The organism is Pseudomonas sp. Irchel s3b2 (assembly GCF_900187445.1).
Lineage (GTDB): Bacteria > Pseudomonadota > Gammaproteobacteria > Pseudomonadales > Pseudomonadaceae > Aquipseudomonas.
This window is the reverse complement of sequence record NZ_FYEB01000001.1, coordinates 784271-808211: the sequence shown is the minus strand read 5'-3', so window position 1 is coordinate 808211 and position 23941 is coordinate 784271. Positions and strand designations below refer to the sequence as shown.

The 23941-nt window shown below is 60.1% G+C and carries 26 protein-coding genes; 14 read left to right on the top strand and 12 right to left on the bottom strand.

Annotated features, from left to right (window positions below; genetic code table 11):
• The first annotated feature begins 49 nt into the window (after nt 1–49).
• The gene (locus tag CKW20_RS03770) at nt 50–1015 is read left to right on the top strand and encodes a leucyl aminopeptidase (RefSeq protein ID WP_095051717.1); all 966 of its coding nucleotides are present in this window, start codon (nt 50–52) and stop codon (nt 1013–1015) included.
• Between the two features lie 182 nt (nt 1016–1197).
• On the opposite strand, the gene rluB is transcribed toward CKW20_RS03770, so the two are convergent.
• From rluB to CKW20_RS03745, 5 genes are all read right to left on the bottom strand, one after another.
• Entirely contained in the window at nt 1198–2460 is a 1263-nt protein-coding gene (gene rluB, locus CKW20_RS03765; RefSeq protein ID WP_095052252.1) for a 23S rRNA pseudouridine(2605) synthase RluB, read from the bottom strand.
• 267 nt (nt 2461–2727) lie between these two features.
• Nucleotides 2728–3705, bottom strand: coding sequence for an SMC-Scp complex subunit ScpB (gene scpB / locus CKW20_RS03760; protein ID WP_095051716.1), 978 nt, complete (start codon nt 3703–3705; stop codon nt 2728–2730).
• An 11-nt stretch (nt 3706–3716) separates the two neighbouring features.
• Nucleotides 3717–4475, bottom strand: a complete 759-nt coding sequence (locus CKW20_RS03755) for a ScpA family protein (protein WP_371857402.1) — start codon at nt 4473–4475, stop codon at nt 3717–3719.
• A 66-nt stretch (nt 4476–4541) separates the two neighbouring features.
• Nucleotides 4542–5171, bottom strand: a complete 630-nt coding sequence (locus CKW20_RS03750) for an L-threonylcarbamoyladenylate synthase (protein ID WP_095052251.1) — start codon at nt 5169–5171, stop codon at nt 4542–4544.
• A gap of 13 nt (nt 5172–5184) precedes the next feature.
• Nucleotides 5185–6048, bottom strand: coding sequence for a PHP domain-containing protein (locus tag CKW20_RS03745; protein WP_095051714.1), 864 nt, complete (start codon nt 6046–6048; stop codon nt 5185–5187).
• A gap of 87 nt (nt 6049–6135) precedes the next feature.
• On the opposite strand from CKW20_RS03745, the gene CKW20_RS03740 reads away from it, so the two are divergent.
• From CKW20_RS03740 to CKW20_RS03715, 6 genes are all read left to right on the top strand, one after another.
• Nucleotides 6136–6732 carry a septation protein A gene (locus CKW20_RS03740; RefSeq protein ID WP_095051713.1) on the top strand — a complete coding sequence of 199 codons (597 nt, stop codon included), beginning with the start codon at nt 6136–6138 and terminating at the stop codon, nt 6730–6732.
• Between the two features lies 1 nt (nt 6733).
• Nucleotides 6734–7033: a YciI family protein gene (locus CKW20_RS03735; protein ID WP_046032778.1), complete on the top strand. Its 300-nt coding sequence runs from the start codon at nt 6734–6736 to the stop codon at nt 7031–7033.
• Between the two features lie 110 nt (nt 7034–7143).
• Nucleotides 7144–7554 carry a translation initiation factor 2 gene (locus CKW20_RS03730; protein ID WP_095051712.1) on the top strand — a complete coding sequence of 137 codons (411 nt, stop codon included), beginning with the start codon at nt 7144–7146 and terminating at the stop codon, nt 7552–7554.
• A 7-nt stretch (nt 7555–7561) separates the two neighbouring features.
• Nucleotides 7562–8239, top strand: a complete 678-nt coding sequence (locus tag CKW20_RS03725) for a response regulator transcription factor (RefSeq protein ID WP_008010984.1) — start codon at nt 7562–7564, stop codon at nt 8237–8239.
• Nucleotides 8240–8461: 222 nt separating this feature from the next.
• A complete protein-coding gene (locus CKW20_RS03720) occupies nt 8462–8911 on the top strand; it encodes a Spy/CpxP family protein refolding chaperone (protein ID WP_095051711.1) in 450 nt (149 codons plus the stop codon).
• A gap of 175 nt (nt 8912–9086) precedes the next feature.
• Complete coding sequence (locus CKW20_RS03715; protein ID WP_095051710.1) at nt 9087–10427, top strand: cell wall metabolism sensor histidine kinase WalK; 1341 nt, start codon at nt 9087–9089, stop codon at nt 10425–10427.
• A 103-nt stretch (nt 10428–10530) separates the two neighbouring features.
• Here CKW20_RS03715 and CKW20_RS03710 read toward each other — a convergent pair whose 3' ends face one another.
• Nucleotides 10531–11097, bottom strand: a complete 567-nt coding sequence (locus tag CKW20_RS03710; RefSeq protein ID WP_095051709.1) for an NAD(P)H nitroreductase — start codon at nt 11095–11097, stop codon at nt 10531–10533.
• A 122-nt stretch (nt 11098–11219) separates the two neighbouring features.
• On the opposite strand from CKW20_RS03710, the gene CKW20_RS03705 reads away from it, so the two are divergent.
• Complete coding sequence (locus tag CKW20_RS03705) at nt 11220–12674, top strand: TrkH family potassium uptake protein (RefSeq protein WP_095051708.1); 1455 nt, start codon at nt 11220–11222, stop codon at nt 12672–12674.
• Here the strand turns inward: CKW20_RS03705 and CKW20_RS03700 are convergent.
• The gene (locus CKW20_RS03700) at nt 12631–13692 is read right to left on the bottom strand and encodes an AraC family transcriptional regulator (RefSeq protein WP_218227991.1); all 1062 of its coding nucleotides are present in this window, start codon (nt 13690–13692) and stop codon (nt 12631–12633) included. The two genes, CKW20_RS03705 and CKW20_RS03700, sit on opposite strands and share 44 nt — an antisense overlap.
• Before the next feature lie 158 nt (nt 13693–13850).
• On the opposite strand from CKW20_RS03700, the gene CKW20_RS03695 reads away from it, so the two are divergent.
• Both CKW20_RS03695 and CKW20_RS03690 read left to right on the top strand, forming a co-directional pair.
• Complete coding sequence (locus tag CKW20_RS03695; RefSeq protein ID WP_095051706.1) at nt 13851–14162, top strand: DUF962 domain-containing protein; 312 nt, start codon at nt 13851–13853, stop codon at nt 14160–14162.
• 99 nt (nt 14163–14261) lie between these two features.
• The gene (locus CKW20_RS03690; protein ID WP_095051705.1) at nt 14262–14852 is read left to right on the top strand and encodes an HD domain-containing protein; all 591 of its coding nucleotides are present in this window, start codon (nt 14262–14264) and stop codon (nt 14850–14852) included.
• A gap of 72 nt (nt 14853–14924) precedes the next feature.
• Here the strand turns inward: CKW20_RS03690 and CKW20_RS03685 are convergent, their stop codons facing one another.
• On the bottom strand, nt 14925–15740 hold the full coding sequence (locus CKW20_RS03685) for a UDP-2,3-diacylglucosamine diphosphatase (RefSeq protein WP_095051704.1): 816 nt from the start codon (nt 15738–15740) through the stop codon (nt 14925–14927).
• A gap of 136 nt (nt 15741–15876) precedes the next feature.
• Here CKW20_RS03685 and CKW20_RS03680 point away from each other — a divergent pair, with 136 nt between their 5' ends.
• A complete protein-coding gene (locus CKW20_RS03680; protein ID WP_095051703.1) occupies nt 15877–16635 on the top strand; it encodes an AraC family transcriptional regulator in 759 nt (252 codons plus the stop codon).
• A 78-nt stretch (nt 16636–16713) separates the two neighbouring features.
• On the top strand, nt 16714–17607 hold the full coding sequence (locus tag CKW20_RS03675; protein ID WP_095051702.1) for a DMT family transporter: 894 nt from the start codon (nt 16714–16716) through the stop codon (nt 17605–17607).
• Here the strand turns inward: CKW20_RS03675 and CKW20_RS03670 are convergent.
• The 4 genes from CKW20_RS03670 to recQ form a co-directional block, all read right to left on the bottom strand.
• A complete protein-coding gene (locus tag CKW20_RS03670; RefSeq protein WP_007895010.1) occupies nt 17601–17888 on the bottom strand; it encodes a SelT/SelW/SelH family protein in 288 nt (95 codons plus the stop codon). The genes CKW20_RS03675 and CKW20_RS03670 overlap by 7 nt on opposite strands.
• Before the next feature lie 107 nt (nt 17889–17995).
• Nucleotides 17996–19813, bottom strand: coding sequence for a FimV/HubP family polar landmark protein (locus CKW20_RS03665; protein ID WP_095052250.1), 1818 nt, complete (start codon nt 19811–19813; stop codon nt 17996–17998).
• Nucleotides 19814–19941: 128 nt separating this feature from the next.
• Nucleotides 19942–20376, bottom strand: a complete 435-nt coding sequence (locus CKW20_RS03660) for a MarR family transcriptional regulator (protein WP_007895007.1) — start codon at nt 20374–20376, stop codon at nt 19942–19944.
• 120 nt (nt 20377–20496) lie between these two features.
• A complete protein-coding gene (recQ, locus tag CKW20_RS03655; RefSeq protein ID WP_095051701.1) occupies nt 20497–22626 on the bottom strand; it encodes a DNA helicase RecQ in 2130 nt (709 codons plus the stop codon).
• A 301-nt stretch (nt 22627–22927) separates the two neighbouring features.
• Between recQ and CKW20_RS03650 the strand changes: the two genes are divergently transcribed.
• Nucleotides 22928–23515 (top strand): YecA family protein, encoded by a 588-nt coding sequence (locus tag CKW20_RS03650; RefSeq protein WP_007895005.1) that lies wholly within the window; start codon nt 22928–22930, stop codon nt 23513–23515.
• A gap of 10 nt (nt 23516–23525) precedes the next feature.
• Nucleotides 23526–23921 carry a YbaN family protein gene (locus CKW20_RS03645; RefSeq protein WP_095051700.1) on the top strand — a complete coding sequence of 132 codons (396 nt, stop codon included), beginning with the start codon at nt 23526–23528 and terminating at the stop codon, nt 23919–23921.
• Nucleotides 23922–23941 lie beyond the last annotated feature (20 nt).

The following is a 23941-nucleotide window of genomic DNA, read 5'->3' as shown; positions in this document are numbered from 1 at the left end:
ATCCGGCCGGTCGTGCCTGCCACTTTCTCGGTTTGTCAGGGAGGACCATATGGATAAGCAACGCGCCATCTCGCATTTCCTCTACTACCTCGAACATCACCCTTCCGTTGCCGGTATCAACCCGGCGAAGGTCTTGCTCGGCCATACCGCTGATTACGAGGCACTGACCGGCGCCATCGCCGAACAGGCCGGTAACAGCCCACGGTTCAGCTTCAGCGCGATGCGTCTGGACCTCGAACCCACAGAATTGCTGGCCCAGGCGATTGCCGACAGCGATCTGTATATTTTCTTCTACGACTCTTCCACCCTGCCCAACCCGCGTCCCGATGGCCCGGAGTTTGTCCGCGCGCTGCAAGGCGTGATGGCGGAGAACTGGAAGAAGTCATTGCTGTTCAAGGATTACGGCGATTACTTCTATGACACCTTCAGTGTCACCCCGCAGCGAATTGCCGGGTTGAACAGCCACTTGATCCAGCGCATGTCCCACGCCACTACCCTGAGCTTCAAAGATGATCATGGGTCATGGTTCGAAACACCCTTGAGCAGTATCAAGAAGTGGACCGACATCAACGGTGTCGGCAACTTCGACCTGGCGCCCGGCGAGATCGCTACTCATAGCGAGGCCATTAATGGCCGGGTGAAGTTTATGGGGACTTTCCTCAGCACGATTCCGTTCGCCCGCAAGTACGGCGTATTGGCGTCACCGCTGGAATTGTGGATCGAGAACTCGACTATCAGCAAAATCGCCACCGATGTGCCGGGGCTGGAACATGACTTCAACAAGTACCTGGACGCCAATCCGTCCAATCGGCGAATCGAAGAGTTGGGGATCGGCACCAACGAAGGCGTGAAAGATTTGTATGCGCGCAATGCCGGGTTCGAGGAGCGCCATTGCGGCTTGCACCTTGGCTTGGGCGGAGGTGCCAAAGGTAGCCATCATTTGGACCTGATCTTCTCCAGTGGCGTGTTGGCGCTGGATGATGACCCGCTGTTTGATGGGCGGTTTGTGTTTTAAGCGAAATTCAGGGTGTTTGGGCCGACGCCTTCGCGGGCAAGCCTCGCTCCTACAAGGGCGCCGCCGTACCTGTAGGAGCGAGGCTTGCCCGCGAAGAGGCCCTCACAAACACCACCCCCCTAAAAACGGACACAAAAAAACGCCATCCCGAGGGATGGCGTTTTTCATGGAGCGCTTACCGATTATTCAGGCTTGCGACGACCGAAGCCCGGACGCTGGCCGGAACCGGCTGGTGCGCCGCGGCGTTTGCCCGATGGCGCGTCACGGTCGACGAGCACGATTCCTGGGCGCTTCTTCGGCGCCGGCTTGGCTGGGCGCTTGGTATCGGCCGGGCGGTCTGCCACGGGCGTACCACGACCGGCAGGCGCGCCGCGATCGCTACGACCACCAGACGGAGCACCACGGCCTTCGCCACGCTCAGTGCGACCGTTGGCCGGACGCGGAGTACGTGGGCCGCGCTCGCCGTCCTGACGTGGCGCCGGCTTGCGGGCCGGACGCTCGCCTTCGATCTGCGGCTCACGAGAGTCACGGGCTGTGGCAGGGGCACCGGCGGCTGGACGCAAGGTACGCACGCGCTCAGTCTTGCCCATCGGACGCGACGATTTACGCTGCATGCGATCGAGCTTGTCCTTGCTCTTGGCGTTCATCTGCGGCATCGCCACCGGCGTCAGGCCGACTTCGGCACTCAGAATATCGACTTCGTACTGGCTCATTTCGCGCCAGCGGCCCATCGGCAGGTCGGAGTTGAGGAATACCGGACCGAAACGCACGCGCTTCAGGCGGCTGACCACCAGGCCTTGGGATTCCCACAGACGACGGACTTCGCGGTTACGACCTTCCATCACCACGCAGTGGTACCAGTGGTTGAAACCTTCACCACCCGGTGCCTGTTTGATGTCGGTGAACTTGGCCGGGCCGTCTTCGAGCACCACGCCTGCTTTCAGGCGTTCAATCATTTCGTCATCGACTTCGCCACGCACACGTACCGCGTATTCACGGTCCATTTCGTAGGAAGGATGCATCAGGCGGTTGGCCAATTCACCGTCAGTGGTGAACATCAGCAAACCGGTGGTGTTGATGTCCAGACGACCGATGTTGATCCAGCGACCTTCCTTCGGGCGCGGCATCTTGTCGAACACGGTCGGACGGCCTTCCGGGTCGACACGGGTGCAGATTTCACCGTCGGGTTTGTTGTACATGATCACACGGCGTACCGACTCGGCGGCTTCTTCGCGCTTGATCACCTTGCCATCGATGGTGATGGCGTCATGCATGTCGACACGCTGGCCGAGGGTGGCATCTTTGCCATTGACCTTGATGCGGCCGTGGCTGATCCAGGCTTCTACGTCACGGCGCGAGCCGACGCCGATACGGGCGAGGACTTTCTGCAGCTTTTCGCCTGCTGGGCCGATTTCCTGGTCGTCTTTCTGGTCGTTGATACTCATCTGGGCACCTCCCGGTGTGGTCTGTTCAGGCTTGGCCTGAAGATATGAAATCTGGTCGTTTGACGAAGGGATCGCCAAAGGGTCGCGAATCATACGCTCATGGAGACGTTCGCGCATCAGAGACTAGCTGATCGATGGAGACTTACTTGATTTTCCGCCGACCGGCCTTGTGTAGGAGCCGAGCTTGCTCGCGATGACGTCGGCACATACAACACCGAGATCGTTCCCACGCTCTGCGTGGGAACGATCAGTCAACGATCAGTCAGGTTAATCGTCTTCGAATTCGCGGCGTTCTGCCTCGATCGCTTCGGCGAGGGCCCGGGCTTCGGCTTCTTCGTCGGTCAACTCGGGCTCGGGCTTGTGTTGTTCAAGGGCGGCGACAGCGGCCAAGAGTTTCTCGCGAGCCTCGGCAACGCCAAGCACATCGTCTTCCTGTTCTTCTTCGACTGTGGCTTCGGGCTCGACCTGAGGTTCAACTTCGATTTCAGGCTCGGGTTGAACCAACTCCCCTTCGGTCTCGGTCACCGCCTCATCCCGCAGCAAATCATCGAAGTCGGTCTTGAGCCCCTCTTCCATGGTGTCCAGTTCCAGCAACAATGTATGGAAACTGGTTTCTTCCTTGGGCTCTTCCGGTTCGGCGCTGGCATCGGCCAGTTCCTGCAGGCTTTGCGGCACCGGCGCGTCGTCGAAATCGAGGACAGGATCAGGCTCCAGTTCACGCAGTGCGGCAAGCGGCGGCAGGTCGTCGAGGTTCTTCAGGTTGAAGTGATCGAGAAACGCCTTGGTGGTGGCGAACATTGCCGGTTTGCCGGGCACGTCGCGATAACCGACGATGCGGATCCACTCACGCTCCAGCAGGGTTTTCACGATGTGGCTGTTGACTGCCACGCCGCGCACGTCTTCGATCTCGCCCCGGGTGATCGGCTGGCGATAGGCGATCAGCGCCATGGTTTCGAGCATGGCGCGGGAATAGCGCTGCGGCCGCTCTTCCCACAAACGTCCTACCCACGGCGCGAACTTTTCGCGGATCTGCAGGCGATATCCGGAGGCGACTTCCTTCAACTCGAAAGCGCGGCCATCGCAGGACTTGGCCAGAATCGTCAGCGCTTTCTTGAAAACCGGAGGCTCGGGCCGCTCGCCTTCTTCGAAGAGTTCGAACAGGCGTTCAAGCGATTGCGGTTTTCCCGAGGCCAACAGAAAGGCTTCAAGCAGTGGCGCCAGCTCGCGGGGTTCAGTCAGGTTCATGATTCAACTCGTTATTCGGCTCGGGCCCGGACATGGATCGCCGCAAACGGCTCATTCTGCACCAGCTCGACCAAGGATTCCTTGACCAGTTCGAGGATCGCCATAAAGGTCACCACCACTCCTAGACGCCCTTCTTCAGCGGTGAACAACTCGACAAAGGGCACAAAACCACCGCCCTTGAGCCGTTCCAGTACATCGCTCATGCGCTCGCGGGTGGACAGCGCTTCACGGCTGACCTGATGGCTTTCGAACATGTCGCCACGGCGCAAGACCTCGGCCATGGACATCAGCAACTCTGCCAGTCTCACATCCGGCAACAGTTTGCGCGCCCGGGCCTCTGGGGCATCAAGCTTGGGCACCACCACGTCGCGGCCGACGCGGCTCAGGCCATCGATGCCTTCGGCGGCAGCCTTGAAGCGTTCGTATTCCTGCAAGCGGCGGATCAGTTCGGCGCGGGGATCGTCTTCTTCGTTTTCGATCGTTTCAGCCCGCGGCAGCAACATCCGCGACTTGATCTCGGCGAGCATCGCGGCCATCACCAGGTACTCGGCGGCCAGCTCCAGGCGCACCGACTGCATCAACTCGACATAGCCCATGTACTGCCGGGTAATTTCCGCCACCGGAATGTCGAGGATGTTGATGTTCTGTTTGCGGATCAGGTACAGCAGCAAGTCGAGCGGGCCTTCGAAGGCCTCAAGAAAGACCTCGAGCGCATCCGGCGGGATGTACAGGTCCAGCGGCATTTCCATGACTGCCTGGCCATAGACCATGGCGAAAGGCAGTTCTTGCTGGGCGCCGGCCTGGCTGTCGATAGGTTCTGGTTCTACTGCAGACATCTAGGCCTCGGCCATGAAGGGCGCAGGGTCGCCGCAACCGACGCGGATGACTTCCGGCTCGCCGTCGGCGAGGCTGATCACGGTGGACGCCTTGATCCCGCCGAAACCGCCGTCGATGATCAGGTCGACCTGATGCTCGAGCAACTGGCGCATTTCGTAAGGATCGCTCAACGGATCGGTGTCGCCAGGCATGATCAGGGTCACGCTCATCAGCGGCTCGCCGAGTTCTTCCAGCAATGCCAGGGCAATCGGATGGCTTGGCACACGCAGGCCGATGGTGCGTTTTTTCGGGTGCAACAACAGCCGCGGGACTTCGCGGGTGGCGTTGAGAATGAAGGTGTAAGGGCCAGGCAAGTGAGCCTTGAGCACACGGAAGGTGCCGGTGTCGATTTTGGCAAACAGCCCCAACTGCGACAGGTCGCTGCAGATCAGCGCGAAGTTGTGCTTCTCATCCAGCTGACGCAGCCGTCGCACGCGCTCCACGGCGTTCTTGTCGCCGATCTGGCAACCAATGGCGTAGGAAGAGTCTGTGGGATAAATCACCACCCCGCCGTTGCGGATGATCTCGACAGCCTGTTTGATCAGGCGCGCTTGCGGGTTTTCCGGATGAATCTGGAAAAATTGACTCACATTCTCTACCTGTTCAGACGACGGCAATAATTGGGTCATGTTTGAATCGACACCACAGTGGTGGCAGATCCTCCGGGAGCGGGCGGTATTCACCGATCTCGGACCAGCCTCCAGGGCCATGAAAATCACTGCCGGCGCTGACCAGCAGACCAAACTCGCGGGCTAGAATCGCCAGGCTGCCCACCTGTTCGGCAGGTTGATGACCATTGACCACTTCTATCGCGTGGCCCCCTGCTTGAATATAGTCGGCAATCAGGCGACGACGCTTGCTACGAGTGAAATCGTAGTGCCAGGGATGCGCCAGGCTGACCCAGGCACCCGCGGCGCGCAGGGTTTCGACGGTGTCTTCCAGGGTCGGCCAGTGTTGTTTGACGTCCCCCAGTTTGCCGGCGCCCAGCCATTTGCGGAACGCTTCGGCGCGATCCTTGACGAAACCTTCGCGCACCATCCAGTCGGCGAAGTGCGGACGGGCCGGCGCATTACCGCTGTCGCCCAGCTCCTGTTGAATGGCCCGGGCGCCGTCAAGCGCCCCCGGCATGCCTTTCAACGCCAACTTGCGGCTTATTTCTTCGGACCGTAACCAGCGGCCATCGTGCAATTTTGCGATGGCCTCGACCAACGGCGGCGCATTGACGTCGAAACCGTAGCCCAGCACGTGAATGGTCGCTCCGCCCCAGGTGCAGGACAATTCGACGCCATTGACCAGTTGCATCCCCAGCACCGTCGCGGCGCTACGGGCCTCGTCGAGGCCTTCAAGGGTGTCGTGATCGGTCAAGGCCAGGACTCGCACGCCTTTCTCGAACGCACGCGCAACCAGTACCGCAGGCGCCAGGGCGCCATCGGAAGCCGTGCTATGGCAGTGCAAATCAACATTCACAGGACTGTGTAACCTCAAATCAGCTGACGCTATCGCGCGTCAATATGTTTGTTATTATGCCGCCACATCCTGCTTCTGGCTGCCACTGTGAAACAATTCATCGACTTCATCCCGCTTCTGCTGTTTTTCATCGTCTTCAAAATCGATCCACGGGTCGTCGACATTGGCGGTCATCAACTGACTGTCGGTGGCATTTACAGCGCCACGGCGATGCTGATCATCAGCTCCCTGGTGGTTTACGGCACGCTGTTCATCAAGCAGCGCAAGCTGGAGAAGAGCCAGTGGCTGACCCTCATCGCTTGCCTTGTCTTCGGTAGCCTGACCCTGGCGTTCCACAGCGAGACCTTCCTGAAATGGAAAGCCCCGGTGGTCAATTGGCTGTTCGCCCTCGGGTTCATCGGCAGCCACTTCGTCGGTGACCAACTGCTGATCAAACGCATCATGGGCCACGCGCTGACTCTGCCGGAGCCAGTCTGGACCCGTCTGAACATCGCCTGGATCGGGTTTTTCCTGTTTTGCGGCGCCGCCAACCTGTTCGTTGCGTTCACGTTCCAGAGCTACTGGGTCGACTTCAAAGTCTTCGGCAGCCTGGGCATGACGTTGCTGTTCCTGGTCGCCCAGGGCATCTACCTGTCCCGCCACTTGCACGACGCCGACACCACAACGCCAAAAACCGAGGACTGACATGCTTTACGCAATCATTGCCACAGACGTCGCCAACTCCCTGGAAGCCCGCCTGGCCGCACGGCCTGCGCACCTTGAGCGCCTGCAAGTGCTTAAAGGTGAAGGTCGCATTGTACTGGCCGGCCCGCACCCGGCGGTCGACAGCAATGATCCAGGCGCAGCGGGTTTCACCGGCAGCCTGATCGTCGCTGAATTCGATTCGCTGAGCGCCGCCCAGACCTGGGCCGACGCCGATCCGTATATCGCTGCAGGCGTCTACGCCAATGTTTTGGTCAAGCCGTTCAAGCAAGTCCTGCCCTAGTGTCCTGCCTCGCGATGAGCCTTGTCGGCTCATCGCGCATTCAATCGCTCATTATTCTCGTTTACCTGCCGACAACCTGCCCAATACCCGTATTGGAATCAGGAGTTGCGATGCGCAAAGGTCCGTTGTGTCTGATGTTGGTGACGTTGTCGATCATGGCGCCCGCCCACGGTGAAGAAAGTGCCGAAGGCGGCAGCTCGACGCCGCTGTCCTTGAGTGCCGGCAGCCAGATCACCGAGTTGCAGCAGCGCCTGAAGGCTAGCGAGCAGCAAAGAGAAGCACTTAGTAAACAACTGCAGAATACCGATGGCGAACGCGAAAGCGTCCAGTTGAGCCGGTTGCGCCAAGAGAATCAGCGTCTGAAGCTGCAACTTAAGGAAACCCTGGCCAGCCCGCTGCCGCGGCTGCTGACTGATCAACAGCAGTGGTTCGTTATTGGCGCAGGAGTAGCGCTATTGGCCCTGCTCTGCGGTATCTTCGCCAGTGGTGCACGTAGAACACGTCGGCAATGGCTAAATTGAGTGAGTCATGAGCGAGCTGTTATTAATTGATGATGACCAGGAGCTGTGTGAGCTCCTGAGTAGTTGGCTAAGCCAGGAAGGCTTTCAAGTCCGCGCCTGCCACGATGGCCAGAGCGCGCGCCGGGCGCTGGCCGAAACGTCCCCGGCAGCCGTGGTGCTGGACGTGATGCTGCCGGACGGCAGTGGCCTTGAGCTGCTCAAGCAACTGCGCAGCGACCATCCGGATTTGCCGGTGCTGATGCTCTCGGCCCGTGGCGAACCGCTGGACCGCATCCTCGGCCTGGAACTCGGTGCCGACGATTACCTCGCCAAACCGTGCGACCCACGGGAACTGACAGCGCGCCTGCGCGCGGTGTTGCGCCGCAGTCATCCGACGGCTGTCTCCAGCCAGCTCGAACTGGGTGACTTGTGCTTCAGCCCGGTGCGTGGCGTGGTCAGCATCGATGAACAGGAATTCACCCTCACCGTCTCCGAAAGCCGTCTGCTCGAAGCCTTGCTCAAGCAGCCTGGCGAACCGCTGGATAAACAGGAATTGGCGCAAATCGCCCTCGGTCGCAAACTGACCCTGTACGACCGCAGCCTGGACATGCACGTGAGTAACCTGCGCAAAAAAATCGGCCCGCACCCCGACGGTCGCCCGCGCATCGTGGCCCTGCGCAGTCGCGGTTACTACTACAGCCTCTGAATCAACGCGATCCCCTGTAGGAGCTGGCTTGCCAGCGAAGACGTTTTCATTGGCGACGCATGGCTAAAGGCCCGCTTCGCCGGCAAGCCGGCTCCTACAAGATTTCTGACGATACAAAACCGTCTTTACCCAAGCTTTACGCTTCGCTGACCGCCGCTGACTTTGATCTCCGTAATCTGCACACATCCGGAACGTACCGGGAATGAGACAAGGAGATACACCATGCGCAAGACTCTTATCGCTTTGATGTTTGCTGCCGCCCTGCCGACCGTTGCCATGGCCATGCCTGAAGGCGCAGGTCCGATGGGTGATCATATGGACGGCTCACGCCACGGCGGTCAGATGCACGGCATGCACGGTAAAGGCCCATACAGCCAGCTGGACCTGAGCCGCGAACAGCGCGAGCAAATCCGCAAGATCATGGGCGAGCAGATGCATGAGCGTCGGCAATTGGTCGACAAGTACCTGGAAAAACTCTCGCCAGCCGATCAGAAAGCCCTGAAAGACGAGATGGCGGCCAAGCACAAGAAAGCCGAAGCCGACGTTCGCGCACTGCTGAAGCCGGATCAACAGAAGCAATTCGACGAGATCCAGAAGAAAAAAGCTGAGCGTCGCGCCGAATGGGCCGAGTTCAAGGCCTGGAAAGCGCAGCAAGCGCAAAAAGCGCAATAATGCGCTAACCCTGGACCCAACGGCTAAACCCCGTTGGGTCTGTTGCCTCTCGATTTAATGTGGGAGCGGGCTTGCTCGCGAAGGCGGTGTGCCAGACAGCGCGACAGTCGCCTGACACGCCGCCTTCGCGAGCAAGCCCGCTCCCACATGGATTTTGTTTGTTTGAGGATTTTCTGTGCGTTCATTGTTCTGGCGTATCCTGGCCAGCTTCTGGCTGGCCATCGCTCTGGTTGCAGGGCTTTCCATTCTGCTCGGGCACATGCTCAACCAGGACGCGTGGATTCTCAGTCGCCATCCGGGCCTCAACACCCTGGCCGAACAGTGGACGCAAACCTACGAAAGCCAGGGTGAAGAAGCCGCCCAGGACATTCTGGAACAGCGCAAGCGTCAGTATCACATCAACGTTCAGGTGCTCAACGAGGCAGGTGACCCGGTGGTTCGCGGCACCTTCCCTCGGCGTGCAGCAGCCTTCGAAGCACGGCAGCAAAACGATGATCGGCGCCTGCCGTGGCGGCGTCTGACCGATGAGTACACCAGCGCCAAGACAGGCGACACCTATCTGCTGATCTATCGCGTCCCGCACCCGGAACTGGATGCCTGGCACCGTGAAAGCCTGCTCTGGCCATTGAGTGCACTGGGCATCGCGCTGGTGGTGCTTACCCTTTTCAGCCTGCTGGTGACCTTTTCCATCACCCGACCGCTGAGCCGTTTGCGCGGTGCGGTGCATGACCTGGGGCAGACAACATATCAACAGAACAGCCTGGCGCAACTGGCCAATCGCCGCGATGAATTCGGTGTGCTCGCCAACGACTTCAACCGCATGGGCGCGCGCCTGCAAAGCCTGATCGGCAGCCAACGGCAATTGTTGCGGGACGTATCTCACGAGTTGCGTTCCCCCCTGGCCCGACTGCGCATTGCGTTGGCACTGGCCGAACGGGCCAATCCTGAGGAGCGGGAAAAACTCTGGCCACGCCTGACCCGTGAGTGCGATCGGCTGGAAGCGCTGATCAGCGAAATCCTGGTATTGGCGCGCGTCGATGCCGACAACGCCAGTGCCGAAGAGGTCGATCTCAATGCGCTGCTCAACACCTTGCAAAAAGATGCTCAACTGGGCTCGCCCGAGCAGAACGTGCGCCTTGAAGCCGAGCCGCAACTGAACCTCAAAGGCTGGCCGACCATGATCGAACGCGCCGTCGACAACCTGCTACGCAATGCCCAACGCTTTAACCCGGTCGGGCAACCGATCGAAATGCAGGCGTTGCGCCAGGGCGACAGGATTGTGGTCAGCGTGCGCGATCACGGCCCCGGCGTAGAGGCCGAGCATTTGAATCAGCTGGGGGAACCGTTCTATCGGGCGCCGGGGCAAACAACGGCCGGGCATGGCCTGGGGTTGGCCATTGCGCGTAGAGCGGCGGAGCGGCATGGCGGCAGTCTGGTGCTGGCCAATCACCCGCAGGGCGGGTTTATTGCCAGCCTGGAGTTGCCGTTGGTGCCGGGGGCGGTGGTGCAGCCTTAAAAGCTTCGCCGGCAAGCCTCGCTCCTACAGGTTATGCGGCGATCACAATATTGTGTTTCAACACAAATCCGTAGGAGCGAGGCTTGCCCGCGAAGCATTTGATTCAGGCCTTACCGGGCCAGGCGCTAACAAACTCGGTCAAATCAACCTTCTCCGCCACCCGCGGTTCTTTCTGCGGCGTGCCAAGGTAAAGAAACGCAATCACCTCTTCCCCTTCCGCCAATCCCAAGCCTTTAGCCACATGCGCCGAATAAGCCAGCTCACCGGTGCGCCACACCGCGCCAATGCCTTGCGCAAATGCCGCCAGCAAAATCCCGTGAGCTGCACAACCGGCCGCCAAGAGTTGCTCGGACTTGGGATACTTGTCGTGCTCCTGCAAACGCGCAATCACTACAACCACCAGCGGCGCACGCAACGGGCCGTTGCGCGCCTTGTCCAGCAAGGCCTCGGGCACATCACTGTCTTGCAGCTTCGCCGCTTCGGCCAGCAGCTCGCCCATTTGCTCGCGCGCCGCGCCTTCGACTGTCAGGAAGCGCCAAGGCTGCAAATGGCCATGGTCTGGCGCGCGCATCGCGGCGGCAAACAGCACTTCCCGTTGCTCGGCAGTCGGTGCCGGATCGAGCAGTCGTGGAACGGAAACACGGTTGAGCAAAGCGTCGAGAGCCTGCATCGGCCACCTCCTGTAGAAAATGTCTGGCTATTCTAGCGGTATCTACCACAGGGTTGCCGGTTTACATGCCCTGCCCCGCAGGTAGAATGGCGCCCTTCCCACTATCAGCCCGAGCGGACTTCATGGCGTTGCCGACCTTACGGATCATTGGTTTCATCATCGGCATCTTCCTGATCACGCTAGCCATCGCCATGGTCGTGCCCATGGCCACCCTGGTGATCTTCGAACGCACCAGCGACCTGCCATCGTTCCTCTGGGCCAGCATGATCACCTTTGTCGCCGGCCTGGCCCTGGTGATACCCGGGCGCCCCGAGCACATCCATCTGCGCCCTCGAGACATGTACCTGCTGACGGTCAGCAGTTGGGTGGTGGTGTGCATCTTCGCCGCCCTGCCGTTCCTGCTGACCCAGCGCATCAGTTACACCGACTCGTTCTTCGAAAGCATGTCCGGCATCACCGCCACCGGTGCGACGGTGCTCACGGGCCTGGACAACATGTCTCCCGGCATCCTGATGTGGCGCTCATTGCTGCACTGGATCGGCGGGATCGGCTTTATCGGCATGGCGGTAGCGATTCTGCCACTGCTGCGCATCGGTGGCATGCGGCTGTTTCAGACCGAGTCGTCGGACCGTTCCGAAAAAGTAATGCCCCGTTCGCACATGGTGGCGCGTTTGATCGTTGCGGCCTACGTCGGCATCACCATTTTCGGCAGCCTGGCGTTCTGGTGGGCCGGAATGAGCCCGTTCGATGCAATCAATCACGCGATGTCGGCGATTTCCACCGGCGGTTTCTCCACCTCCGACCAGTCTTTGGCCAAGTGGCCGGAGCCTGCGGTGCATTGGGTCGCGATCGTCATCATGATTCTCGGTGCCCTGCCGTTCACCCTGTATGTCGCCACGTTGCGTGGCAATCGTCGGGCGCTGATCAAGGATGAACAGGTTCAAGGCCTGCTCGGCATGTTGCTGGTGACTTGGTTGGTGCTCGGCACCTGGTACTGGTGGACCACCCAACTGCACTGGCTGGAGGCCTTGCGGCATGTGGCGCTGAACGTGACATCGGTGGTGACCACCACCGGTTTTGCACTGGGGGACTACAGCCTCTGGGGCAATTTCTCACTGATGCTGTTCTTTTATCTGGGGTTTGTTGGCGGCTGCTCGGGTTCGACCGCTGGCGGGATCAAGATTTTCCGCTTCCAGGTTGCCTACATTCTGCTCAAGGCCAACCTTAACCAGTTGATTCACCCGCGCGCGGTGATCAAGCAGAAGTACAACGGCCACCGTCTCGACGAAGAGATCGTGCGCTCGATCCTGACCTTTTCGTTCTTCTTCGCCATCACCATTTGCGTCATCGCGCTGCTGCTGTCGCTGCTGGGCGTGGACTGGATGACAGCGCTTACCGGCGCGGCCGCCACGGTGTCTGGCGTAGGCCCGGGGCTTGGCGAGACCATTGGCCCGGCAGGCAACTTCGCCAGCCTACCGGATGCTGCGAAGTGGATTCTCTCATTCGGCATGCTGCTGGGCCGATTGGAGATCATTACGGTGTTTGTTCTGTGTATCCCGGCGTTCTGGCGTCATTGAGCCGTATGGGCGCTTCCATCAGCCGCGTCCGGTATTCGCCGGGGGTGGAATCGAACCAGCGTCGGAAGGCGCGGAAGAAGTTGCTCGGATCGGCAAAACCCAGCAAGTAGGCAATTTCCAGCAGGGTCAAGTTCGGTTGCGCCAGGTATTGCTCGGCCAGTTCACGTCGGGTGTCATCCAGCAACGTCTGAAAACTCGTGCCCTCTTCCTGCAAGCGACGCTGCAAGGTGCGTTGCGACAAGTGCAGCGCCTGGGCCACCACATCGCGCTTGGGTTCGCCCTGAGGCAGCAGACGGCATAACACCTGCCGCGCATTGTGGGTCACGCGGCTCTCGGAAAACCGCGCCAGGTACTCGCCGGCAAACCGGTCGTGCAACCGCGCCATGGCCTCGTTGGCGGTGGGCAGCGGTGCCTCCATGTCGGCGCGTTGGAAGATCAAGGCGTCATAAGGGGCGTTGAACATCAACGGGGCATGGAAGGCTAGTTTATAGGGTTCAAGATCAACGGGATCATCGCCTTGCAGCAAGACTTTGCGCGGCTGGAGCGTGCGGCCGGTCAGCCAGCTGCAAAGTGCCAGGGCGCAGGCCATTGATGCTTCGGCACTCTGTCGGGTCGGCGGCAGGTGATCGCCATGGACCGTCAGAATCAGCGCATAACCCTCATCCAGCAATCGGAAACTCAAATCAGCACTTTCAGCAATGATTCGCTGATACCGCACCAGACGTTGAAAACCTTCGGCCAGGGTCTGGCTGGACATCAAGGCATAACCGGCGACATGGAAGGACGCCGGTCGCACCACCTTGCCCATGTTCAGGCCGATCGCCGGGTTGCCGGACAACTCGACCGCGCGCTGCCAGAGCCGCGTCATGGAATCTTGCGGGAAGCGCGCATCCGGGTCATCCAATGCCGCATAGTCGAGCCCTAGCTGCTTGAACAGAACCCGGCAATCCAGGCCGTCCATTTCCAGTGCTTTGACAATCCCCATCGCCCAGCTTGCAGAAGTCGTTCGTTCGCTCATGGCGTTTACTACGTGGTGGCCGTATGCCGCGACCCAATACCCAAGGATACTAAAGTGGCGCCTATTGTCACTGGCTGATGCCTATGATCACTCTAGACTTAAATAAGCTACCCGCAGAACAACTTGTCGCGTGAACAGCCACCACAGAGACCGCAGTCGTGGAAAACATCAAACGCTTCAACAACTTCGCTGAGTTTTACCCGTATTACCTCAGCGAACATCGCAACAGCACTTGTCGACGATTGCACTTTGTCGGCACCTCACTGGTTATTTTCTTTCTGGCGCTGACTATCGCCAAAGGCGCATGGTTGATGTTGCTGGCGCTGCCGCTGGCCGGTTACAGCTTCGCCTGGTTCGGGCATTTCTTCTTCGAGAAGAATCGCCCTGCCACCTTCCAGCATCCTCTTTACAGCCTGCTCGGCGATTTCGTCATGTACCGCGACATGATTCTGGGTCGCGTGGCGTTCTAGGCTCCATTGGCCACAAAAGCGTCTTGAGCAGCCAATGCAGCCTTGGATCCAAGTTCTACACTCAATACATCCCTTTCGATTAGAACAAGAGGATAGCTGATGAATGTCCATGCCCGTTTTACCCATATGCAGGACGGCACGCAGGAAGACTGGGCGATCATCGCCGCAGATTTCAGCGCCTATGCCCGGCAATTGCCTAAACGGATCGTGGCGCATCTGAAGTTACTGGAGGGGGATTTCGGTGGTTTCCCGGTGGATCGTCTGACCCACTCCCTGCAAACCGCCAGCCGCGCCTGGCGCGATGGTCGCGACGAAGAGTACGTGGTCTGCGCCCTGCTCCATGACATCGGCGACACGCTGGGCTCCTACAATCACCCGGACATCGCCGCGGCGATCCTCAAGCCCTTCGTCAGCGCCGAGAACTTGTGGATGGTGGAGAAACACGGGATTTTCCAGGGCTATTACTTCTTCCATCACTTGGGCATGGACCGGCATCTGCGCGAGCAATTCAGCGGTCATCCGCAGTATCAGGCGACCATCGAGTTTTGTGCCCGGTACGATGCGGCGGCGTTTGATCCGGCGTACGACACGCTGCCGCTGAGCTTCTTCGAACCGATGGTGGAGCGACTGTTTGCGCAACCGAAAAACTCGATCTACAAGGCGGCAATAGAAGAGCATTCGCCCGCCTGATCTATTCGGGGGGACCGCTGCGCGGTCCATCGCGAGCAGGCTCGCGATGAGGTCCGTCCATACACCTTGTGTTTAGGCCGGCTCCGCGACCTTCACCGCCTTCAACTCCGCCTCCCGCGCCTGGGCATCGGCCAACCGATACAACTCGATCGACCCATCCCAATGCTCGATCAGCGCCGTGCACGACTCCACCCAATCCCCGCAATTGAGGTAATCCACCCCGCCGACCTTGCGAATCTCGGCATGGTGAATGTGCCCGCATACCACCCCATGCAACTCGCGTTTGACGCATTCGTGGGCGATGGCTTCTTCAAAGTCGCTGATGAAGCTGACGGCGGTCTTGACCTTGTGTTTGAGGTACGCCGACAGCGACCAGTAGCCGTAGCCATAACGGGCACGCCAATGGTTGAGCCAGCGGTTGAGCGTCAGGGTGAATTCATAGGCCGAGTCGCCGAGAAACGCCAGCCAGCGATGGTAACGGGTGATCACGTCGAACTGGTCACCGTGAATCACCAGCAGATGACGGCCATCGGCGGTCACGTGCACGGCTTCATCCACCAACTGGATATTGCCCAAAATCAGCTTCGAATAACGGCGCAGGAATTCGTCATGGTTGCCGGTGACGTAGATCACTTCTGTGCCGCGCTTGCTCATGGTCAGCAGACGACGAATTACATTGGTATGCGCTTGCGGCCAATACATGCCGCTGCGCAGTTTCCAGCCGTCGATGATGTCGCCGACCAGGTAGACCTTGTCCGCGTGGTAGCCCTTGAGAAATTGCGACAGATGTTCGGCCTGGCAATCCCGGGTGCCCAGATGCACATCGGAAATCCACAAGGTCCGCACACGTTGCTTACGGCTGGGTTTGGCGAGCTCGGCGCTGGTCATGGGCAACCCTCAGGACAAGTTTTGGCAAGCTTGCGCCGGTCGGGTGAATTGCCCATGACAGTGGCAAGTCAATCTTGTGACAGCGCGAGTCGGGCCGCACCCGGTGTAGACTGGCGACCTGCCCAGGAGACCTGCGATGAGACCGATCCTCACGCTACGCCAGTACACCCACGACCTGATCGTCCATAGCCACGACCATGCGCAATTGGTGTTCGGGCTGTCGGGCGCGCTGGATTTCGAGGTCCAGGGGCATGGCAGTCAGGTGGTCCAGCAGAGTTTCGTGGTCGTGCCGTCCGGTTTTCATCATGCCTGCGGCAGTGCCAATGGCAGTCGGTGTCTGGTGCTGGATGTGCCGAACGAGCAATGGGTTTCTCAGTCCCTTGGCGATCACGCCGATGCCAGTCGGCGCTTACTCGACAACGCCGGGCGCCTGTCGCTGGACGCCGGGCAAAGCCAACTGGTGAGTTGGCTGGCGGGCAGTCAAATCAGTGATCCGCTGATCGCCCAGCAAGGCGCGGTGCTGTTGCTGGCCAGCCTGAACAACGCCAAACCCGACAGTGTGGGCGGTCGGCGTCTGCCTTATGCGGCGCTGAATGCGCACATCGATCAATACGCGGCTTATCCGCTGCAAGTCGCCGATCTGGCGCGCATTGTCGGCCTGTCCAGCGCTCGGTTGCATGCGCGGTTCGTGGCGGAATGCGGGCAAACTCCGATGGACTACATTCGCAGTCGTCGGCTGCACATTGCCGTGGGCTTGTTGCGGGATTCGGCGCTGCCCATTGGTGAAATCGCCTGTCGAGTCGGCTATACCTCGCAGAGCGCGTTCGCCGCCGCGGTGTTGCGCGAGTTCGGTGCCTCACCCGGTAAATTGCGCCGCGAGGCTGGCGACAAATGACGCGAGTCTGGCGACAGACATAATCGGCTCAGCACGATTCAATGTAGGACATTTGTTCGTTTGTCGTTAAGGATTGCAATGACTCCCCGTACCGCCCTTGGCGCTCTGCATATCGGTGCACTGATGTTCGGCCTGACTGGCGTATTCGGCAAACTCGCCGCCGCCTCGCCGGCCGTCATCGTGTTCGGTCGTGCCGCGTTTGCTGTCCTCGCACTGACGTTTTTCGCACGGTTCGCCAGCAGTACCCGTTGGCGAAAACTTGACGCCGCGGACCTGCGTCGCCTGCTGCTCAGCGGCTTGCTGCTGACCGGGCACTGGGTGAGTTTCTTCATCGCGGTGAAGGTGGCCGGGGTGGCGATCGCGACCCTGGGTTTTGCCAGTTTCCCGGCGTTTACCGTGATCCTCGAAGGGCTGATCTTCCGCGAGCGCATCCGCGCCAATGAAATCCTGTTGGTGGTGCTGGTCAGCATCGGATTGGTACTGGTGACGCCGGACTTCGATCTGGCCAGCGGCGCCACCACTGGCCTGTTGTGGGCGGTGGCTTCCGGCTTGCTGTTCACCCTGCTGTCCCTGACCAACCGCGCCAGCTCCGGACGAATTCCGCCAGTGCAGGCGGCACTGTGCCAGAACGTGGTGGTTACGATCTGCCTGCTGCCGGTGGCGGCGCCGCAGTTGAGCGAAGTGCGCGCCATCGACTGGCTGTGGATCGGCCTGCTCGGGGTGTTCTGCACCGGCGTCGCCCACAGCCTGTTCGTCGCCAGCCTGGCGGTGATCAAAGCCCGGACCGCTTCAGTGGTGTTTGCTCTGGAGCCGGTTTACGGCATCACCCTGGCCTGGCTGTTGTTCGATGAAAACCCGACGCTGCGCATGCTGATCGGCGGCGCGCTGATCATCGTGGCCATCGTGGTTTCCAGCCGGTTGTCCGGCAGTTCAAGCAAGAACGCCGTGGCGGCAGAAGCCGCGTCTCACTGAGTGCGATCGTTGTGGCCCAGGTCGCGGTCCGGATCGATCTGATCGCGGACCCGCTGCTTGAGCACCTTGGCCTCGGGAAAACCACCGTCGGCCTTGCGCTCCCAGAGCTGCACATCGTCACAGAAAATGTGAAAAACTCCGCCGGTGCCGGGCACCAGAGACACTTTGCCCAAGTCATCGCCGAAGGTGCTGAGCAGTTCCTGGGCCAGCCAGGCGGCGCGCAACAGCCATTGGCATTGCGTGCAATAGGTGATGACGATTTCCGGTTTACGTGCGGTCATGATTGGCAAAGTTCCTGAGCCTGAGAGGCAATAGCGGTGAAGTGCGCTTCAGCTTCGGCGTTAATAATGTGGACGAACAGGCGGTTTCGCAGGAGCGAGGCCAAGTGTTATCGAATACCGGCCAACAGCGTCCGGGCCGTTTCCTTGAGGGGCTCGTCGCCTTCCTTGAGTAACTCGTTAAGCAGTTCGATAGCGCTATCCAGATCACCATCGTCGATGCAGGTCTGGGCCTGTTCAAGTTTACCCGCGTTGCTCGGCCCGGCCGGCTCAAGATCCATCAATTCAGCATGCAGCGGCTCAAGCTCCAGCGGCTGGACAGGATCGCTGAACTCGTTGAGAAAGGTCTCGTCCAGAGATTGGGCGTCAGGTTCGGCGATCCATTCAAGCTCGGGCTCGTCCAGCGTCGGCTCCTCGGTCATTTCGAAAACATCGGGCAACACGTGCAGGTTAGAGGTGAACCCGGGCTCGTCTGCCTGTGCTGGCTCATTCGACGGTTTGGCGCTGGATGATGAATTTTCGAAGGGGCTGATCAGGTCCCAATTCGCATCCATCGACAGGTCATCGAGGTTCAACTGGAACTCATCGCTCGGCGCCGTTTCAGGGATTGCTGGCGTGGGCGGCGCCACTGCCACGGCGGCGATCACCGGTGCGGCGCTGATCAGTTTCGGATGACGGGCGCGGATGTCCTGAAGTTGCTGTGCATCGAACCCGGCGTCTCGCAGGCTGCTTTCTTGTGCGTCATAAGCCTGCATGTCGCCCTGCTTACCGAGGACTTCCAACAGTTGCACGGCCAGATCCGTGCGCTGGGGTTCCCTGACCAACGCATCTCGCAATAAACCGGCCGCCTCGGACAAGCGGCCATACGCCAGATAGATACCAACCCCTTCCAGCACGTCGCCTGCGGGAATCTCTTCGGCCGATCCGGCCAACGGTTGCGGCCGGGACGCCGGCCTGATCGGTTCCGCTGTGCGGTCAAGCACCGGTTCATGGCGCGATGGCAACACGGGTAACGGCTCGGGCTGGACCTGAGCCTCAGCCTCAGCCTGAGGTCGTTGACGGCGAATGTATACGCCGAGCAACACCAACGCCACCAGTGCCAGCAACCCGATGATCAGCGGCCATTGGGTGGCCTCGGGCGTCTCGACAACCACCGGGACCGGCGGCGTCACCTTCGGCGCAACCGGGGGCACCGATGCCTGTTTGACTTCCGCCAATTGGGTTTGCAGCTCGATCACCTGCTTTTTCTGCCCGGCGATCTGCTCGTCCTGAGCCTGAAGCTTCGCATTGAGTTCATCGATGGTGGTTTGCAACTGCTGGTTCTGCAGCACACTGGCGGCCAGTTGTTCGGCAACAGGATCACTCGCCGGCGCTGCGGCTGGTTTATCGACGTCAGGCTTGGGCGTCGCCCTTTTCACGGCAGGTGGCGGTGCAACAGCCGGTTCGACGGACGGGAATGCAGAAGACTGAGGGCTCGACACGGGTTCCTCACTGACGGGAACAATCCCCGGCGAACCCGGCGGATCAATCAGCACCGTGTACTCGCGCAGCAAACGCCCGTTGGGCTGATTGAGCTGCACCAGAAAATTCAGGAAGGGTTCCTTGACAGGTTTACTGGAGGTTACCCGGATCAGGCTGCGGTTGCCCCGCAGGATCGGTGTGAACTTCAGGTCGTTGAGGAAAAACACCCGCTCGACACCGGCGCGGCTGAATTCGTCCACTGTCGCCAGACTGACTGATAACTCGCCCTCCTGCAGACCACCAGCGTCCTCCAGGGCGATGTCGGCATTGAATGGCTGATTCAATGCCGAATGCTGGGTGATCTCACCCAACCCGAGCGCCGGGGCCAATGCCGAGTAAGTGACGGCACCACCGACCAGCAGCAGCCTGGCGCAACACCGCAATACAACGTGCCAACTCTCGAGCATGAGCATCCCTTAGATAACCAGAACCAACCTGTACGTATTCGTACATCCGGTACGAACACGATATTGCCTAGTAGTTCTTTATAGTCTGCCCAACGGGGTATCTCAAAAGTCTGGCGCGTGGTTGTGCCTCAAGATTTTTCCAGGTTGGCCAGGATGTGCCCGTGGACACGCATGCAGACCTTCAAATCCGCTTCATCAACGCCTTCAAACAGTTCATGGCGCAATTGAGTGGCAATGGTTTCAATTTGTTCGATCAAGGGCCGGGCCGGGGCACAGAGGACGATTTTTTTCGCCCGACGGTCTTCCAGCACGGATTGGCGCTGCACCAGGCCCTGACTTTCCAGGCTGTCGAGCAGTCGAGCCAGAGTGGGCCCTTCAACGCCGACGCTTTGCGCCAGTTCGCGCTGGGTGGGGGCATCATCGAAACGCGCCAGGTGCAGCAGCACCAGCCAGCGTGCCTGGGACAGACCCAGGCCAGCCAGCCGGCGGTCCAGTTCGGCACGCCAGCCCCGAGACATCTGGGCCAGTTGCATGCCAAAGCGGTGTTGATCGGTTAACGGCATAAAGCACTCATGGTTAGACTGAAATAGAGAAAAACTAATTATTAGTCAGCTAAGCATGACCTTTGGCTATAGGCAAGGCTTGGCTCTGTACTGAATCGTTACACTTATGCATCAGGTCATTCAGATTTCGAATTCCGACTGCAGCGCAGCACGAACGCAATACAAAACGCCTTCCGGAACTCTTCCTGCGAACAGCGCAGCGATCTCTGACACTGGCGGCAGTTCGCCTTCGCCGTCGAGAAAGGCGTCCTGAACTTCCCCCATCAACTCTTCTGGCAGGTCCAGCGCTTGTTCAAGCGACAACTGCTGCTTGCCGATGGCTTCGGCGAGCATGGTGTAGACGTTCTTTTCCGAGCATTGCAACTGACCGGCGATCTGCAGCGGTGTCATGCCGGCCCGGGCCAGGGTGATCAGTTCGTGACGCACGTCGGCTACCGCTTTCGGCGCCTCGACCTGACCGCCGAGCACTTCGAGGAAAGCCTCGCCGTAACGCTCCAGTTTGCGCGCACCGACACCGCTGACCGTGGCCATTTGAGCCAGCGAGGTCGGCTGGCTGCGGAGCATTTCCAGCAGTGTCGAATCGGGGAAGATGACGTACGGCGGCACGCCATGTTCTTCGGCGAGCTTGCGACGCAGGGCGCGCAGGGCTTCCCACTGTTCGCGTTCCTCGCCACGCACCAATTGGCTGGCCGGGCTCTTGCTGGCAGTCTTGGCCGTGACTTGCGGCTTGAGGTCGCGGCGCAGTTCCAGGGTCACTTCACCCTTGAGCAATGGCCGGCAGGTGTCGCTCAGGCGCAGGCCGCCGTAGCCTTCGAGGTCGATGTCGGCCAGACCACGGGCAACAAGCTGTCGGAACAAGGAGCGCCATTCGCTCTCCCCCATCGCTTTGCCTACGCCGTAAACCGACAAATGCTGATGACCGAAGCTGCGAACCTTTTCGTTGTCTTTGCCCAGCAACACGTCCACCAGATGACCGACGCCATAACGCTGGCCGGTGCGGTAGATCGCCGACAGCGCCTGACGGGCCGGCTCGGTGGCGTCCCAGGTCTGAACGCCGTCGACGCAGTTGTCGCAGTGGCCGCAGGGCTCTGGCATATCTTCGTCGAAGTACGCGAGCAGGGTCTGGCGGCGGCAGCGGGTTTCTTCGCAAAGCGAGAGCATGGCGTCGAGCTTGTGCTGCTCCAGACGCTTGTGGCGCTCGTCGCCTTCAGAGTTCTGCAACATCTGCTTGAGCATCACCACGTCTTGCAGGCCGTACGCCATCCAGGCATCCGCCGGCAGGCCATCACGACCGCCGCGACCGGTTTCCTGGTAGTAGGCCTCAAGGGACTTCGGCAAATCCAGGTGCGCGACAAAACGTACGTTAGGCTTGTCGATGCCCATGCCGAACGCCACGGTGGCGACCATGATCAGGCCTTCCTCGTTGAGGAAGCGCTTCTGGTGGTGAGCCCGCGTGTCGTTGGGCAGACCGGCGTGGTACGGCAGCGCCGGAAAACCTTGCTCGCTGAGGAACACCGCTACTTCATCGACCTTTTTGCGCGACAGGCAGTAAACGATACCCGCATCGCTACGCCGCTCGGCGAGGAACGCCAGCAACTGCTTGCGCGGCTGTTCCTTGGGCACGATGCGATAGAAAATATTGGGGCGGTCGAAACTCGAGAGGAAACGCTCGGCATCCTGCAAATGCAGGCGATCGACGATTTCTTCGCGGGTGCGCTTGTCGGCCGTCGCGGTCAGGGCAATGCGTGGCACGTTGGGGAACAATTCCGCCAACTGGCCCAGTTGCAGGTATTCGCGACGGAAGTCGTGCCCCCATTGGGACACGCAATGTGCTTCGTCGATGGCGAACAGGGCGATTTCAAGGCTTTGCAGGAACGCCAGCATGCGTGGCTGAACCAGGCGCTCGGGCGCCAGGTAGAGCATTTTCACCTCGCCGCGCTTGATCCGCGCCGCCAGATCACGCTGTTGTTCAGCACTCAACGTGGAGTTCAAGGCCGCAGCGGCAACGCCCAGTTCTTCGAGGGTGGCGACCTGATCGTCCATGAGCGCGATCAACGGCGACACCACCACCGCCAGACCCTCACGCAGCAATGCCGGCACCTGGAAGCACAGGGACTTGCCGCCACCGGTAGGCATCAGCACCAGGGCGTCGCCGCCACTGGCCACGCGCTCAATGATTGCACCCTGACGGCCACGGAAACTGTCGTAGCCGAAGATGTCCTTGAGGACGCGTTGAGCCTGTTCGAGCATAAAAACTCCAAAAATCACCGAAACATCCCTGCAAGGCTGGTTCAGAATCGTGAAAGCTGCACCGACAAATCGTAAGTGCGCATTGCATGACGCTGCACATCTCAGCCGTGACGCCAGCAGGGCATCACAAAACGCGCGAGTATACCCGAGCCCTTCCCTGCGAAGGGCGCCGCTGATAAGACATACCAAAGCCAACTTGTGGGAGGGAGCCTGCAAAGGTGCAAATATGCCGCGCGGCTGGCCTGAGCGCTCAAGAAGGCCTAGAATTCCCGCATCGTATATTCCCCAAGGTAGCCCTTTAATGTCCTTCGCTGAGCAACTAACCCGCCTGCAAGTCTTCCTCGACGCCGACGAGCTGCATGACGAGGCGCTGGACTACGTGGCCGCCCACGGCTACCTCACTGCGCTGTCGATCTGTTCCGAGAGCGTTCCCGACCGTGAATGGATCGACGCGCTGTTCGCCGAAGAGCCGCATTACGCCGACGACACCGAGCGTGAAGCGATCGAATCCACCCTGCTGCTGCTCAAGGCGCACATCGCCCGCCAACTGGCATCCGACGAAGAGTTCGAGCTGCCGTGCGACCTCGACCTGGGCGACGATCCGGACGATTCCGACCTGCGCGGCTGGTGCATCGGTTTCATGGAAGGCGTGTTCCTGCGCGAAGCCGCCTGGTTCGAAACCGCCGAAGACGAAGTCAGCGAAATGCTGCTGCCGATCATGGTCGGTTCGGGCCTGTTCGACGAACAGCCTGAGTTCTCCGATATCGCAGCCGACGCCAACCTGATGGACGACATGATCGTGCAGATCCCGGAAGCCCTGACCGCGCTGTACCTGCTGTGCAACGCGCCAGACGAAAAACCGGCGATTCTCAAGCCACGTCACCACTAAGGTTTTGCCTATGGACAACCCCATAGGCAACCGCCTCCTGATGTTGCGCTACGTGCTGCTGGCCATCGGCTGGCTGAGCGTAGCGCTGGGAGTGATCGGGATTTTCCTGCCGGTGCTGCCCACTACACCGTTCCTGTTGCTGGCGGCCGCCTGTTTCGCCCGCAGTTCGCCGCGCTTCTATCAGTGGCTGGTTGAACATCCACGGCTTGGGCCGTGGGTTCGCGACTACCTGAGCGGCAATGGCATTCCGCTCAAGGGCAAGGTCTACGCCATCGGGTTGATGTGGGCGAGCATCCTGCTCTCCTGCTACCTGGTGCCCCTGCCTTGGGCGCGGGGGTTCATGCTGACCAGTGCAGTGCTGGTGACGATTTATATCCTCAAGCAGAAAACCCTGCACAAATCTTGAGATTGATCGTTCCCACGCAG